Below are 13,396 nucleotides of genomic sequence, written 5' to 3' on the forward strand. Positions count from 1 at the left end.
TTCGTAAGGATTGGGCAAAAGTCCCGAAAACTTTACCCCCGAACCTCTCCCCATGCTGGATGGAAGGGGAGAGCCATCCGGTCAGACGCCGGTTCAGCGGCGCGAGGGAGGAAAAATGGCAGATCATGGTGCTGCGGAGCAATCCGCGCAGTCGATTCCTGCGCTATTGGCGCGCAACGTCGAAAGGTTCGGGTCCCGTCCGGCCTACCGCGAAAAGGAATTCGGCATCTGGCAAAGCTGGACTTGGGCGGAAGCGGCCGATGAAATTCGGGCCATGGCGATGGGCTTTTTGAGCCTTGGCGTGGAACGGGGCGATCACATCGCCATCATCGGCCGCAACCGCCCGGCGCATTACTGGGCCATGGTGGCCGCGCAAATGTGTGGCGCGGTGCCGGTGCCGCTTTATCAAGACGCCGTGGCCGAAGAGATGGCCTATGTGCTCGAGCATTGCGGCGCGCGGTTCGTGGTTTGCGGCGATCAAGAACAGGTCGATAAGGTCGTCGAGGTCGAAGACCGCATCCACCACATTCAACATGTTATGTACACCGACAAGCGCGGGATGCGGAAATACGACCATTCCCGCATGAACGCGCTTGATGACATTATCGCCGAGGGCAAAGCGGGCCATTTCCGCTATGAGGGCGAGATTGAAAAGCGCGTGGCCGAGCTGGATTATGACAGCACCTGCGTGATGCTTTACACCTCTGGCACCACCGGCAAGCCCAAAGGCGTGGTGCTTTCCAACCGCAATATCATCGAAACGGCGAAGAACTCAGCCGCCTTTGACCACCTTGGCCCCGATGAAGATGTGCTCGCCTATCTGCCGATGGCATGGGTGGGAGATTTCATCTTCTCGATCGGCCAAGCGATGGTGGCGGGCTTTTGCGTCAACTGCCCTGAAAGCCCCGAAACGATGATGACCGACCTGCGCGAGATCGGGCCGACCTATTTCTTTGCCCCGCCGCGCATTTTTGAAACCATGCTGACCAATGTGATGATCCGCATGGAAGATGCGGGCGATCTCAAGCACGGGCTGTTCAAGCATTTCATGGAATATGCCAAAGGCACCGGCGAAGAGTTCGGGATGCCGCGCTATCGGGTGAAACGCTCCAAGCCCACATTGCGGCGGCGTTTCCGTTGGGCCTATCGCTTCTCGATGGGGATCGGCTTTGCCTTTGAAACGATGGTGGAAAACGCGGTTCGGCTTGCCATTGTGCGGCTGCGCCACCCGATGGAGCATCGCAAATATTTCAAAGCCAAAGGGCCTTTGCTCAACATCTACCCGCAACCCTTGCGCGATTACTTCAACTATCGCACCGGCGATGTGACGATTTACGCGCCGCTGAAAAATACGCTGGGGCTAAGCCGGATTCGCGTGGCCTATACGGCGGGCGAAGCAATCGGGCCCGAGATTTTTGAGTTTTACCGCTCGCTCGGCATCAACCTAAAGCAGCTTTACGGGCAGACCGAAGCCTCTGTCTTCATCACTCAGCAACCCGATGGGCAAGTGCGCGCCGATACGGTGGGCGTGCCAAGCCCCGGCGTTGAGGTTAAAATTGCCGACAATGGCGAGGTGTTCTACCGTAGCCCCGGCACCTTTGTGGAATATTACAACAACCCAGAAAGCACGGCCTCGACCAAAGATGCCGAAGGCTGGGTGGCGACGGGTGACGCGGGCTTTTTTGAAGAAGGCACCGGACATCTGCGCATCATCGACCGCGCCAAAGACGTGGGCAAAATGGCTGATGGTCGGCTGTTTGCGCCCAAATATGTGGAAAACAAGCTCAAGTTCTACCCCAACATCCTTGAGGCCGTGGTCTTTGGCGCGGACCGTGACCGCTGCACCGCCTTTATCAACATTGACCTGACGGCGGTGGGGAACTGGGCCGAGCGGAACAACATCGCCTATGCCAGCTACCAGGAATTGGCGGGGCATCCGCGCGTCTATGAAATGATCCGCGAGCATATCAACGAGGTGAATGCGAGCGTGGCCCAAGACCCGATGCTGTCGGGCTGCCAAATCCACCGCTTCTTGGTGCTGCACAAAGAGTTGGATGCCGATGACGGCGAAATGACCCGGACCCGTAAGGTGCGCCGCAACGTGATTGCCGAGAAATTCGCCGATTTGATTGGCGCGCTCTATGACGGCTCAACCAGCATCTACACCGAGACCGAGGTCACCTACGAAGACGGGCGCAAAGGGGCGATCAAAGCCACTTTGCGGATTGAAGACGCCACCGTTGCGCCCGAGGCGCACGCTCACCGGGAGGCTGCGGAATGAAGGATATGGTCGAAGGCTACACCACCCCCGATGGTCGCCAGATCGGCGGCGTGTTGATGGAGTTGAAAAACATCACCCTGCGCTTTGGCGGCGTTGTGGCGATCAAAGACATCAGCTTTGACATCCGCGAGGGCGAAATTCGCGCCATCATCGGACCGAACGGCGCGGGCAAAAGCTCGATGCTCAATGTGATCTCTGGCTTTTACGTGCCGACCGAGGGCGAGGTTTGGTTTCACGGCCAAAAACGCCCCGCGATGCGCCCCTATCAGGTGGCCCGGCTCGGCATTGCCCGCACCTTCCAAAACATTGCACTTTTCGACGGCATGTCCGTGCTCGACAACATCATGACCGGGCGGCTGACGCTGATGAAATCGGGCCTGCTCAGCCAAGCGATGTGGTGGGGCAGCGCAGCGACGGAAGAAGATGAGCACCGCGAAAAAGTCGAAAAGATCATCGACTTCCTTGAAATTCAGAACATTCGGAAAACGCCTGTAGGCCGCCTGCCCTATGGCCTTAAGAAGCGGGTGGAACTCGCCCGCGCCTTGGCCGCAGAACCCAAGATCTTGCTTTTGGACGAGCCGATGGCGGGCATGAACGTCGAAGAAAAAGAAGACATGTGCCGCTTTATTCTCGATGTGAACGACGAGTTTGGCACCACCACAGTTTTGATCGAACACGATATGGGCGTGGTGATGGATTTGTCCGACCGCGTGGTGGTGATGGATTACGGCCGCAAAATTGGTGACGGCCCGCCCGATGAAGTGCGCAACAACCAAGACGTGATCGACGCCTATCTGGGGGTGGCCCATGACTGACCAGCTGCTTTACGCCACCGAAACGGCGCTGAATGGGTTGATGACCGGGGTGATGTATTCGCTCGTCGCGCTTGGGTTCGTGTTGATCTACAAATCTTCTGGCGTGTTCAACTATGCCCAAGGGGTGCTGGCTCTTTTCGCAGCGCTCACGCTCGTCGGCATTCAAAAAGGCCAAGTGCCGTTTGCGCATCTGATCAACGCCATGACCGGCGGCCATCTGGAAAGCTTCCCGTGGCAAGTGCCTGCGCTTTTAGCGATTTTGCTGACGGCCGGGGTGATGGTGATCATGGCAATCATCATCGAGAAGTTGGTGCTCAAACACCTTGTGAACCAAGCGCCGATCATCCTTTTCATGGCCACCATCGGGCTCGCCTATTTCCTCGAAGGCTTTGGCGATGTGATGTGGGGCGCCGATATCAAAACGCTTGATGTCGGCCTGCCGCAAGGCATCAACGAAACGATTGAAACCGTAACGGGCGACCTGTTCGGCTACGGCTTCTTTATCGACAATCTCGATCTTGTAGCCACGCTTGTCGCCGTGCTTTTGGTGACCGCGCTGACGATCTTCAGCCAATATTCCAAACAGGGCCGCGCGCTGCGTGCTGTGGCCGATGACCACCAAGCCGCGCTTTCTGTTGGCATTTCGCTGCGCTTCATCTGGATCTTGGTGTGGTCGATCGCGGGCTTTGTGGCGCTGGTGGCAGGCATCATGTGGGGCTCCAAATCGGGCGTGCAATTCTCGCTTTCGCTCATTGCGCTCAAGGCACTGCCGGTGCTGATGCTGGGCGGCTTCACCTCGATCCCGGGCGCCATTGTGGGCGGGCTGATCATCGGCATGGGCGAGAAGCTTTTTGAGTTCTGGATTGGCCCGCTGATTGGCGGCGCGACCGAGAATTGGTTCGCCTATGTGCTGGCGCTGATCTTCCTCGTGTTCCGGCCACAGGGCCTGTTCGGCGAGAAGATCATCGAGAGGGTGTGACGATGCTGCACGCGCAAGTTGAAAAACCAGTTGATTGCTGGGCCGGGCTGCGACATCCTGTCAAACCTGCGCCCCGTCAGGGAGAGGCGGCGCGCACGAAAGGAAGGTTGCATCACGCGCAGCCTCATATCGTGGCTGCGCAAGAGGTAGGGAGGCCTCTTCGCAATGACGCTGAAAACCTGTTCCATCGCCTTCACCATCGGCTGGCTGGCGGCCCTGACCTTTGGTTGGATCGCCCTGGCTGCCCCGCCGGAAGAACCGGCGCTGATAAGAACCATCAACATCATGTTTGCCGCCATGGGCGCCGGAGCCGGGATCTGGTCCTGGATGCGGATCAAGCGCGGCTGCTGACGGGGAGCGCATCGGCCCTTCCCCGTGTCACAAAACGGGGGAGAGGCTGATGTTTTACCGCGAAGCAGGTGATTTCAAGACAAGCTACCGGGCCGACAGCCAGACCTTTCCGATCCGGCTGGACCGTATGGGCTATTTCGCAGCGTTGATCGTTGCCTATGCCGTGGTGCCCTTCTTCATTGATGACTACTGGGCGAACGCGGTCTTCGTGCCCTTCCTGATCTATGCAATCGCGGCGATTGGGCTCAACATTCTGGTCGGCTATGCCGGGCAGGTGAGCTTGGGCACCGGCGGTTTCATGGCGGTGGGGGCCTATGCGGTCTACAAACTGATGACCACCTTTCCTGAAGTGCCGTTCTTCTTCCATGTCATTCTGGCGGGCGGCGTGACGGCTTTTGTGGGTGTGCTTTTTGGTCTGCCGAGCCTGCGGATTAAGGGGTTCTATCTGGCCGTGGCGACGCTTGCCGCGCAGTTCTTCTTGGTCTGGCTCTTCAACAAAGTGCCGTGGTTTTACAACTACTCAGCCTCGGGCCAGATCACCGCGCCGGACCGCACGATGTTTGGCATCTACATCACCGGGGCGCAAACCTCAGCCGTCGCGAAATATCTGTTTTGCCTTGTGATCCTCACGCTCGTTGCCCTGATGGCGCGCAACCTGACACGCGGCACCGTGGGGCGCAAATGGATGGCCATTCGTGACATGGACATCGCCGCAGAGATCATTGGCGTGAACCCGCTTTCGGCCAAGGTCACAGCCTTTGCGGTCTCATCCTTTTTCATCGGCATCGCCGGGGCGCTGTTGTTCTCCGTCTACCTTGGCGCGGCGGAAGTGGGCGAATCCTTCGGCATCAACAAGTCGTTCTTGGTGCTCTTCATGGTGATCATCGGCGGCTTGGGCTCGATCTTTGGCTCCTTTGCCGGGGCGGCATTTCTGGTGCTTCTGCCGGTATTCCTCAAGAACGTGCTTGTGGGGGCCTTGGGCTGGCCCACCGATGTGGCCGCGCATCTGGAACTGATGATCGTTGGCGCCTTGATCGTGATCTTCTTGATCGTCGAACCGCATGGGCTCGCCCAGCTGTGGCGCATCGCCAAAGAAAAACTGAGACTCTGGCCCTTCCCGCACTGAGGGGCCGGCGCAAGACCCGGGCAACCGGCTGACAAGAACAATACGTCACTGGGAGGAAGAACGTATGAAAAAGAGCTTTGCTGCACTCGCGGCTGCGGCCCTTGTGGCCACCGCGGCCCCCGCATTGGCGGATCTGACGGTGCCGAACCTGAGCTACCGCACCGGGTCTTATGCCGCCAACGGCATCCCTTATGCCGATGGCTTTGCCGATTACTTCACGCTGCTTAATGAGCGCGATGGCGGCATTGGCGGCGAGATGGTCGCGGTGCCCGAATGCGAAACCGCCTATAACACCGAAAAAGGTGTCGAATGCTATGAGGGCACCAAGGGCCAAGCGGCGCTTGCCTATAACCCGCTTTCGACCGGGATCACCTACCAGCTGATCCCCAAAGTCACTGCTGACCACCATGTGCTTTACACCCCCGGCTACGGGCGCACCTCGGCGGCGAATGGCTCTGTGTTTGAATGGGTCTTCAACTACCCGGCCAACTATTGGGATGGCGCTTCGGTCGCGGTGAAATACCTGCTCGATCAAAGCGGCGGCGATCTTTCGGGCAAGAAAATCGCGCTCGTCTATCACAACTCGGCCTATGGCAAAGAACCGATCCGCACGCTCGAGGAACTGGCCAAGAAACACGGTTTCGAACTGAGCCTGCTGCCGGTTGACCCGCCGGGCCAAGAGCAAAAATCGCAGTGGCTGCAAATCCGCCGCGACAAGCCCGATTACGTGCTGATGTGGGGCTGGGGCGTGATGAACCAAGTCGCGATCCAAGAAGCCGTCAACATCCGCTTCCCGATGGAAAACTTCATCGGTGTCTGGTGGTCGGGTTCTGAAAACGACGTTGGCCCCGCGGGCGACAAAGCGATGGGCTATAAGTCGATCAGCTTCCACGGCGTCGGTGACGAATTCCCGATCTATGCCGACCTGAAGCAATATGTCTTCGACCCCGGCAAAGCGGCGGGCGCGGGCGATAACCTTGGCAACGTGCTTTACTCGCGCGGCATGTATGCGGCGATGATCATCTCGGAAGCGATCCGCACCGCGCAAGAAATGGCGGGCCATTCGGCGGTGACCCCGGAAGAGGTGCGCGAAGGGTTTGAAAACCTTAACCTCACGCAAGAACGCCTGACGGAACTGGGCCTGCCGGGCTTCGCGCAGGAAATCCACGCCACCTGCGCCGACCACGGCGGCCCCGGCTCGGCGATGATCTTGCAATGGGATTCGAGCACCAAGAAATGGAGCGCGGTCTCTGACTGGATCACCTCTGACGCCGACGTTCTGGACCCGTTGATTGCCGAAGATTCGGCGGCCTTCGCGGCAGAATCGGGCATCACGCCCCGCTGCAACTAAGCCACTCACGCCAATGCCCCCGGCTTACGGGCCGGGGGCTCCGCATAGGGAGACTGCCATGCTCGACGCCGCCAAGACCGAAGCCGATACGCTTTTGGAAGTGAACAATATCGAGGTGATCTACAACCACGTGATCTTGGTTCTGAAAGGCGTCAGCCTATCGGTGCCGAAAGGTGGCATCACCGCGCTTTTGGGCGGCAATGGCGCAGGCAAGACAACGACCCTTAAGGCGATCTCGAACCTTCTGCGCTCTGAACGAGGCGAGGTCACGAAAGGCGCCATCGTCTACCGCGGCGAGCGGGTGCAAGATATGTCTCCCGCCGATCTGGTGCGCAAAGGCGTGATTCAGGTGATGGAGGGGCGGCATTGTTTTGAGCACCTCACGGTCGAAGAAAACCTGCTCACGGGCGCCTATACCCGCACAGATGGCCGCGCCGAGGTGATGAAAGACCTCGAAATGGTCTATAGCTATTTCCCCCGCCTGAAAGAGCGCCGCAAATCCCAAGCGGGTTATACTTCCGGCGGCGAGCAACAGATGGTGGCGATGGGCCGGGCGCTGATGTCGCGGCCCGAAACGATTTTGCTGGATGAACCCTCAATGGGCCTTGCTCCGCAATTGGTGGAACAGATCTTTGAGATCGTCAAAGCCGTGAACGAGGGTGAAGGCGTGACCTTCCTATTGGCCGAGCAAAACACCAACGTCGCGCTGCGCTATGCACATTACGGCTATATCTTGGAAAGTGGTCGCGTGGTGATGGATGGCCCCGCCAAACAATTGCGCGAAAACCCGGATGTGAAAGAGTTCTATCTGGGCATGTCCGATGATGGCCGAAAAAGCTTCCGCGACGTGCGCAGCTACCGCCGCCGCAAACGCTGGTTGGCCTGATAACCCTCTGTATACATTAAATTGCTGCGCAGCATTTTGCAGCGCAGAAACCCCTGACCGCAGCGAAAGGCCCACCCATGAGCCGTTACTATGACGATCTGGAAACCCGCTCTGCTGATGCCCGTGCGGCGGCCTTGGCGCAGGCGCTGCCTTTGGCGGTTTCACGCGCGCTATCTTCACCCGGCCTTGCCGCACATCTCGGGGCCGTTGAGGCGGCGCAGATCACCAGCCTTGAGGCGCTCGCCACCCTGCCCGTGCTGCGCAAGTCAGACCTTGGCGCGGCGCAAAAAGCGGCAGCGCCCTTTGGCGGCATGACAACCAAGCCCGCCCACGCCTTTGCGCATATCTTCCAAAGCCCCGGTCCGATTTATGAACCCGGCGACACCAGCGCCGATTGGTGGCGGATGGGGCGGTTCTTGCATGCTGCGGGCGTGGGCAAGGGCGACATCGTGCAAAACTGCTTTGGCTATCACCTGACCCCGGCGGGGATGATCTTTGAATCCGGCGCGCGGGCCGTGGGTGCGGCGGTGCTGCCCGCAGGCACCGGGCAGACCGAGTTACAGGTGCGCGCGGCGGTTGATGTGGGCACCACGGTTTATGCGGGCACGCCCGATTATTTGAAGGTGATCTTGGATAAAGCCACCGAAATGGGCGAGCGCCTCGCCATCACCCGCGCGGCGGTAGGGGGTGGCGCGCTCTTCCCGAGCCTGCGCGCAGAATATGCCGAGCGCGGCATTTCCTGCCTGCAATGCTATGCCACCGCCGATCTGGGCAATATCGCCTATGAAAGCCCGGCGATGGAGGGGATGATTGTCGATGAGGGCGTGATTGTTGAAATCGTCCGCCCCGGCACCGGCGACCCGGTCGCGCCCGGAGAGGTGGGCGAAGTGGTCGTGACCTCGCTCAACCCAGGCTATCCGCTCATTCGGTTTGCCACCGGCGATTTGAGCGCGGTTTTGCCCGGCGTCTCGCCCTGCGGGCGTACCAATATGCGGATCAAAGGCTGGATGGGCCGCGCCGATCAAACCACCAAGATCAAGGGCATGTTCGTGCGCCCCGAACAACTGGCCGCCTTTGTCGCCGCCCACCCAGAAGTCAAACGCGCCCGCGTCATTGCCACGCGCGAAGGCGAGATGGATGCGATGACAGTGCAGGTTGAGACCGAAACCTGCGAGCCGGAGCGTTACGCAGCAGGCGTGGTTGAGGCGCTGAAGCTGAAAGGCAAGATCGAGCTTGTCGCGCCGGGCAGCCTGCCCAACGATGGCAAGGTGATCGACGATCAGCGCAAATACGACTGAGCCGGAGCAATCGCCCCGGCCCGTTTAATTTTTAACGTTTGGGGGCGATCTTAGCCCCAAGTCGGGTGGAACCGATCCGCCGGGGACAGGGTAAAAATCTCCACCCCATCGGCGGTCACGCCCACCGAATGCTCAAACTGCGCCGACAGCGATTTATCACGGGTCACCGCCGTCCAATCATCCGATAGCACTTTGGTTTCGGGGCGACCCAGGTTCACCATCGGCTCGATGGTGAAGATCATGCCCTCTTCAAGCACCGCGCCCGCACCTTTGCGGCCATAGTGCAGCACGTTCGGCGGGGCGTGGAACACGCGGCCCACGCCGTGGCCGCAGAAATCGCGCACCACGCTCATCCGCTGCGCTTCGACATAGCGCTGAATCGCAAAGCCAATATCGCCAAAGGTATTGCCGGGCTTCACTTGCTCAATGCCGATCATCAGCGCGTCATGGGTGACTTGGATCAAGCGTTCTGCTTTGCGCGACAGGTTGCCCGCCACATACATCCGCGAAGTGTCGCCAAACCAGCCATCCAAAATCACCGTCACGTCGATGTTGAGAATGTCGCCGTCTTTCAGGATCTTCGGGCCCGGAATGCCGTGGCACACCACATGGTTCACCGAAATGCAGGACGCGTGCTTATAGCCGCGATAGCCGATTGTCGCCGAGGTCGCGCCCAGTTCTTCCACCCGGTTGCGTACGAAATCATCCAGAACGGCCGTGGTCGCGCCGGGCACCACCAAGGGTGCCACTTCATCAAGGATGCGCGCCGCCACATGGCCCGCCGCCTGCATCCCCTCATATTCCGCCACATCGTAAATCCGGATACCGTCTTTGGTCACGCGTCCTTGGGCGTCAGTCACTGCACATCTCCTGCTTCGTGGGCCCTAGATAGTCACAATCGCGCCGCTTGGCCAGAGCCGGGCTTTTCCGCAACGTCGCAGCCGCTTATACCGATGCGCGAGGAGAGATCACATGCCCAACCCGACCGCAGCTATTTTGATCATCGGCGATGAAATCCTGACCGGGCGCACCCGAGAAGGGAACGCCCATCACCTCGCGGGGGTGCTGGTGCAACACGGCATCGACCTGCGTCAAATCCGGGTCATTTCAGACGATGCGCAAACCATCATCGCCGCCGTGCGCGAATTGGCGGGCGCGCATGATCATCTGTTCACCTCAGGCGGGATTGGGCCGACGCATGATGACATAACTGCCGATGCAGTAGCCGAGGCTTTTGGCCGCCAAATTGGCGTGCGCGAAGATGCGCGCGCGATTTTGGCCGCGCATTATGCCGCGCGCGGGGTGGAATTTACCGAGGCGCGTTTGCGCATGGCGCGCATTCCCGATGGCGCAGCGTTGATCGACAACCCCGTTTCCGGCGCGCCGGGCTTTAGCGTGGAAAACTGCCATGTGATGGCGGGGGTGCCTAATATTTTCCAATCGATGGTGGCGGGGCTGGTGCCGCGCCTCGCGGGTGGCAAGCCGCTGATCAGCCGTAATTGGCAGTTGATGGTGGCCGAAGCCGCTATTGCAGATGCGTTGCGGCAACTGGCGGCGGACCACCCAGAGGTGTCTTTTGGCTCCTACCCATTCGTGACTGATGGCCGTTACGGCACCAATCTTGTGGCCCGCGCCACTGATGAAGCCGCGCTCGCGGCGGCCTATACCGCGCTTCAAGCCAATTTCCCGGAGGGGCAATGACCGATCTTTTCGCGGTCATAGATGCCACTTGGCCCGCGGCCTCTGCTCGCCGGGCTGGGGGGTTCGTGATCCGCGAAGGGTTAGGGGGCGGATCGCGGGTCAGCTGCGCGAGCCTTGAGGCAGACTTTGATCAAGCCGATATCGCGGCAGCGGAGGCTGCGCACCGCGCCCTTGGCCAGCAACCCAAATTCATGCTGCGCCCTGAAGATACTGCGCTGGATGCGGCCCTAGAGGCACGGGGCTATGAGCTTTTTGACCCGGTGGTGATCTATTCCGCGCCCCTTGCGCAATTGCCGCAAGACGTGCCACCCGTAACCGCCTTTGCCCATTGGCCCCCCTTGGCAATTGCGCGCGAGGTATGGGACGAAACCAGCATCGGCCCAGAACGCCAAGCGGTGATGGCGCGAGCAACCGGCCCTAAAGCGGTTGTGCTGGGCCGCAAGCAAGACCGCGCCGCCGGGGCAGGGTTCGTTGCGATCCATGAAGGCGTCGCAATGGTGCACGCGCTTTCGGTTCTGCCGAGCTTCCGCCGCCACGGCCTTGCCCGCGCCATGATGGCCGAGGCCACCCGTTGGGCCGCCGAGCAAGGGGCCGAAACGCTCGCCCTTGTCGTGACCCGCGCCAATGCCCCCGCCAATGCGCTTTACCGTGCCTTGGGCATGGTGGAGACCTGTTCCTACCATTACCGCCGCGAGGTCATCGCATGAAACGCTGGCTCGCCCTGCCCCTGATTTGCCTTGCTGCGCCTGCGGTGGCCGCGCCACTGCAACTCACCTTGCCGCAAGGCGCGATGGTTTCTGCCGAGCGCGCCGCCGCCGGAACCTCTTATGAAATGCGCATCGGGCCTTGGCAGGAAGATTCGCTTGCAAGCCAGCACCTTGAGGGCAGCCGCACCGATCGGGCTTGGCGGTTGCGCGGCAATCAAGAAACCTCGCTTCAGATCTTTGCACCCCTGCGCGCACAGATCGAAGCGGCGGGCTATGCCGTGGTCTATGAATGCGAGACGGATGCCTGTGGCGGCTTTGATTTCCGCTACGCGCTCGATCTGTTGCCCGAACCCGAAATGCATGTCGATTTGGGCGATTTTCGCTATTTGGCCGCGCGCCGGGGCGATGATTGGTTGGCGCTAACGGTCTCCCGCTCCTCCGAATCCGGGTTCGTGCATTTGACCAATTTCACCTTGCAGGAAGTGGCCGCACCGGTGCCCGCAACCCCCTTGGCCGCACCGCAACCCTCCCCGCAGCCACAAGCGGAACAGACAAGCGATCTTGGCACCTTGCTTGAGGCCGAAGGCGCGGTCCCGCTGGATGATCTGGTTTTTGAAAGCGGGGCAGCTGCGCTCGGCAATAACAGCTACGAAACGCTCGCTTCGCTGGCCGATTATCTGGCGATGCACCCTGATGCGCGCGTCGCGCTGGTTGGGCACACGGACAATTCCGGCTCGCTTGCGGGCAATATCGCGCTTTCAAAACGTCGCGCCGAGGCTGTGCGGCAACGGCTGATTTCGGTGCATGGGGTTAGCCCGGCACAACTGAGCGCCGAAGGCGCGGGCTGGCTCGCCCCGCGTGCGTCGAACCTGACCCCAGAGGGGCGCGAGCAAAACAGAAGGGTCGAAGCCGTATTGGCCTCGACCCCCAAGTAACAGCGCCGGGCGGAGAGGCGCCGCGAAAACTCACCAGTTGTCAGGACCTTTGTCGTTGAAGGTCTGCGCCAGAAAATCAATGAAGGCGCGCACTTTGGGCTGCGTGAACCGCCCCGGCGGGTAAACCGCATAGATGCCAAGCGTTTCCATTGGCAGATCGGGCATGGCCTCTTCCACCAGACCTTGCTGCATCGCCTCGGCGTAAAGGAACGAGGGCAGATAGGCGATGCCCAGCCCCGCAATCGCGGCATGCAGCAGCGATTGACCATCGTTCACCGTCAGCCAGCCGGCAGAACGCACCTGCCGCCGCTCGCCCGAAGGCGCGGTGATCTTCCAAACATTGCCATTCGACTGGTTCGAATAATGCAAAAGCTTGTGTTCGTTCAGATCGTCGATCTTTGTCGGGCGACCGTATTTCTCAAAATAGCCGGGGGCCGCGATCATCCGCTTGGCGGTTTCCGTCAGCTTTCGGGCGCGAAGCGTGCTGTCTTCCAACTCACCAACCCGGATCGCCATATCAAAGCCTTCGGAAATCAGCTCCACATAGCGGTTGTTGAGCACCATATTCACGGTGATCTCGGGATATTCTTGTAAGAAATCCCCAAGCACGGGCGAAAGCAAGTTGACCCCAAAATCGGTTGCCACCGAAATCCGTAACAGCCCCGAGGGCGCGACCTGCATGGAGGTTACAAGCGCATCGGCCTCCCCCGCATCATTGAGCACACGTCGGGCGCGGTCATAATAGGCGAGGCCAATCTCGGTGGGCGACACGCGCCGCGTGGTACGGTTCAAAAGCCGCGCGCCAAGCCGCGCCTCCAGCGCGGAAACATGCTTTGACACCGCAGATTTCGAGATACCCATTTTCTTCGCAGCATCAGTAAAGCCACCCTGATCCACAACGGTGGCAAAGGCTTCCATTTCGGTCAGGCGGTCCATCGGTTATCCATCGGCAATGTTTCCTGTTCT

General features: G+C 60.1%; 13 protein-coding genes. 11 read left to right on the forward strand and 2 right to left on the reverse strand.

Annotated elements, in window-relative coordinates:
- Positions 1–115 precede the first annotated feature (115 nt).
- From CRO18_RS09430 to CRO18_RS09465, 8 genes are all read left to right on the forward strand, one after another.
- Positions 116–2,281, forward strand: a complete 2,166-nt coding sequence (locus CRO18_RS09430; protein WP_097081955.1) for an AMP-binding protein — start codon at positions 116–118, stop codon at positions 2,279–2,281.
- Positions 2,278–3,096 carry an ABC transporter ATP-binding protein gene (locus CRO18_RS09435; RefSeq protein WP_097081956.1) on the forward strand — a complete coding sequence of 273 codons (819 nt, stop codon included), beginning with the start codon at positions 2,278–2,280 and terminating at the stop codon, positions 3,094–3,096. The genes CRO18_RS09430 and CRO18_RS09435 overlap by 4 nt, the downstream gene beginning before the upstream one ends.
- Entirely contained in the window at positions 3,089–4,075 is a 987-nt protein-coding gene (locus CRO18_RS09440; RefSeq protein WP_076484476.1) for a branched-chain amino acid ABC transporter permease, read from the forward strand. Before CRO18_RS09435 ends, CRO18_RS09440 begins: the two co-directional genes overlap by 8 nt.
- Before the next feature lie 165 nt (positions 4,076–4,240).
- A complete protein-coding gene (locus CRO18_RS09445) occupies positions 4,241–4,426 on the forward strand; it encodes a hypothetical protein (protein WP_076484475.1) in 186 nt (61 codons plus the stop codon).
- A 49-nt stretch (positions 4,427–4,475) separates the two neighbouring features.
- Positions 4,476–5,552, forward strand: coding sequence for a branched-chain amino acid ABC transporter permease (locus CRO18_RS09450; protein ID WP_076484474.1), 1,077 nt, complete (start codon positions 4,476–4,478; stop codon positions 5,550–5,552).
- A gap of 64 nt (positions 5,553–5,616) precedes the next feature.
- Positions 5,617–6,903, forward strand: a complete 1,287-nt coding sequence (locus tag CRO18_RS09455; protein ID WP_076484473.1) for an ABC transporter substrate-binding protein — start codon at positions 5,617–5,619, stop codon at positions 6,901–6,903.
- Positions 6,904–6,961: 58 nt separating this feature from the next.
- Positions 6,962–7,789, forward strand: coding sequence for an ABC transporter ATP-binding protein (locus CRO18_RS09460; protein ID WP_076484472.1), 828 nt, complete (start codon positions 6,962–6,964; stop codon positions 7,787–7,789).
- A gap of 77 nt (positions 7,790–7,866) precedes the next feature.
- Positions 7,867–9,087, forward strand: a complete 1,221-nt coding sequence (locus CRO18_RS09465) for a phenylacetate--CoA ligase family protein (protein ID WP_097081957.1) — start codon at positions 7,867–7,869, stop codon at positions 9,085–9,087.
- Positions 9,088–9,137: 50 nt separating this feature from the next.
- Here the strand turns inward: CRO18_RS09465 and map are convergent, their stop codons facing one another.
- The gene (gene map, locus CRO18_RS09470) at positions 9,138–9,947 is read right to left on the reverse strand and encodes a type I methionyl aminopeptidase (protein ID WP_076484470.1); all 810 of its coding nucleotides are present in this window, start codon (positions 9,945–9,947) and stop codon (positions 9,138–9,140) included.
- 112 nt (positions 9,948–10,059) lie between these two features.
- Here map and CRO18_RS09475 point away from each other — a divergent pair, with 112 nt between their 5' ends.
- From CRO18_RS09475 to CRO18_RS09485, 3 genes are read left to right on the forward strand one after another with little or no spacing between them, the layout of a single operon-like run.
- A complete protein-coding gene (locus CRO18_RS09475; protein ID WP_097081958.1) occupies positions 10,060–10,788 on the forward strand; it encodes a molybdopterin-binding protein in 729 nt (242 codons plus the stop codon).
- Entirely contained in the window at positions 10,785–11,495 is a 711-nt protein-coding gene (locus CRO18_RS09480; protein WP_097081959.1) for a GNAT family N-acetyltransferase, read from the forward strand. The genes CRO18_RS09475 and CRO18_RS09480 overlap by 4 nt, the downstream gene beginning before the upstream one ends.
- Complete coding sequence (locus CRO18_RS09485; protein ID WP_097081960.1) at positions 11,492–12,430, forward strand: OmpA family protein; 939 nt, start codon at positions 11,492–11,494, stop codon at positions 12,428–12,430. The genes CRO18_RS09480 and CRO18_RS09485 overlap by 4 nt, the downstream gene beginning before the upstream one ends.
- A 30-nt stretch (positions 12,431–12,460) precedes the next feature.
- Here CRO18_RS09485 and CRO18_RS09490 read toward each other — a convergent pair whose 3' ends face one another.
- Positions 12,461–13,366 carry a LysR family transcriptional regulator gene (locus tag CRO18_RS09490; protein ID WP_076484466.1) on the reverse strand — a complete coding sequence of 302 codons (906 nt, stop codon included), beginning with the start codon at positions 13,364–13,366 and terminating at the stop codon, positions 12,461–12,463.
- Between the last annotated feature and the right edge of the window lie 30 nt (positions 13,367–13,396).

It is taken from the genome of Rhodobacter sp. JA431 (assembly GCF_900217725.1).
Lineage (GTDB): Bacteria > Pseudomonadota > Alphaproteobacteria > Rhodobacterales > Rhodobacteraceae > Rhodobacter > Rhodobacter aestuarii.

What these genes read in the sequence shown, in the direction of transcription:
- CRO18_RS09475 (WP_097081958.1), top strand. Translation starts at nt 10,060, where the DNA reads ATGCCCAACCCGACCGCAGCTATTTTGATCATCGGCGATGAAATCCTG.
- CRO18_RS09490 (WP_076484466.1), bottom strand. Translation starts at nt 13,366, where the DNA reads ATGGACCGCCTGACCGAAATGGAAGCCTTTGCCACCGTTGTGGATCAG.
- CRO18_RS09485 (WP_097081960.1), top strand. Translation starts at nt 11,492, where the DNA reads ATGAAACGCTGGCTCGCCCTGCCCCTGATTTGCCTTGCTGCGCCTGCG.
- CRO18_RS09440 (WP_076484476.1), top strand. Translation starts at nt 3,089, where the DNA reads ATGACTGACCAGCTGCTTTACGCCACCGAAACGGCGCTGAATGGGTTG.
- CRO18_RS09480 (WP_097081959.1), top strand. Translation starts at nt 10,785, where the DNA reads ATGACCGATCTTTTCGCGGTCATAGATGCCACTTGGCCCGCGGCCTCT.
- CRO18_RS09430 (WP_097081955.1), top strand. Translation starts at nt 116, where the DNA reads ATGGCAGATCATGGTGCTGCGGAGCAATCCGCGCAGTCGATTCCTGCG.
- CRO18_RS09460 (WP_076484472.1), top strand. Translation starts at nt 6,962, where the DNA reads ATGCTCGACGCCGCCAAGACCGAAGCCGATACGCTTTTGGAAGTGAAC.
- CRO18_RS09435 (WP_097081956.1), top strand. Translation starts at nt 2,278, where the DNA reads ATGAAGGATATGGTCGAAGGCTACACCACCCCCGATGGTCGCCAGATC.
- CRO18_RS09465 (WP_097081957.1), top strand. Translation starts at nt 7,867, where the DNA reads ATGAGCCGTTACTATGACGATCTGGAAACCCGCTCTGCTGATGCCCGT.
- CRO18_RS09455 (WP_076484473.1), top strand. Translation starts at nt 5,617, where the DNA reads ATGAAAAAGAGCTTTGCTGCACTCGCGGCTGCGGCCCTTGTGGCCACC.
- CRO18_RS09445 (WP_076484475.1), top strand. Translation starts at nt 4,241, where the DNA reads ATGACGCTGAAAACCTGTTCCATCGCCTTCACCATCGGCTGGCTGGCG.
- CRO18_RS09450 (WP_076484474.1), top strand. Translation starts at nt 4,476, where the DNA reads ATGTTTTACCGCGAAGCAGGTGATTTCAAGACAAGCTACCGGGCCGAC.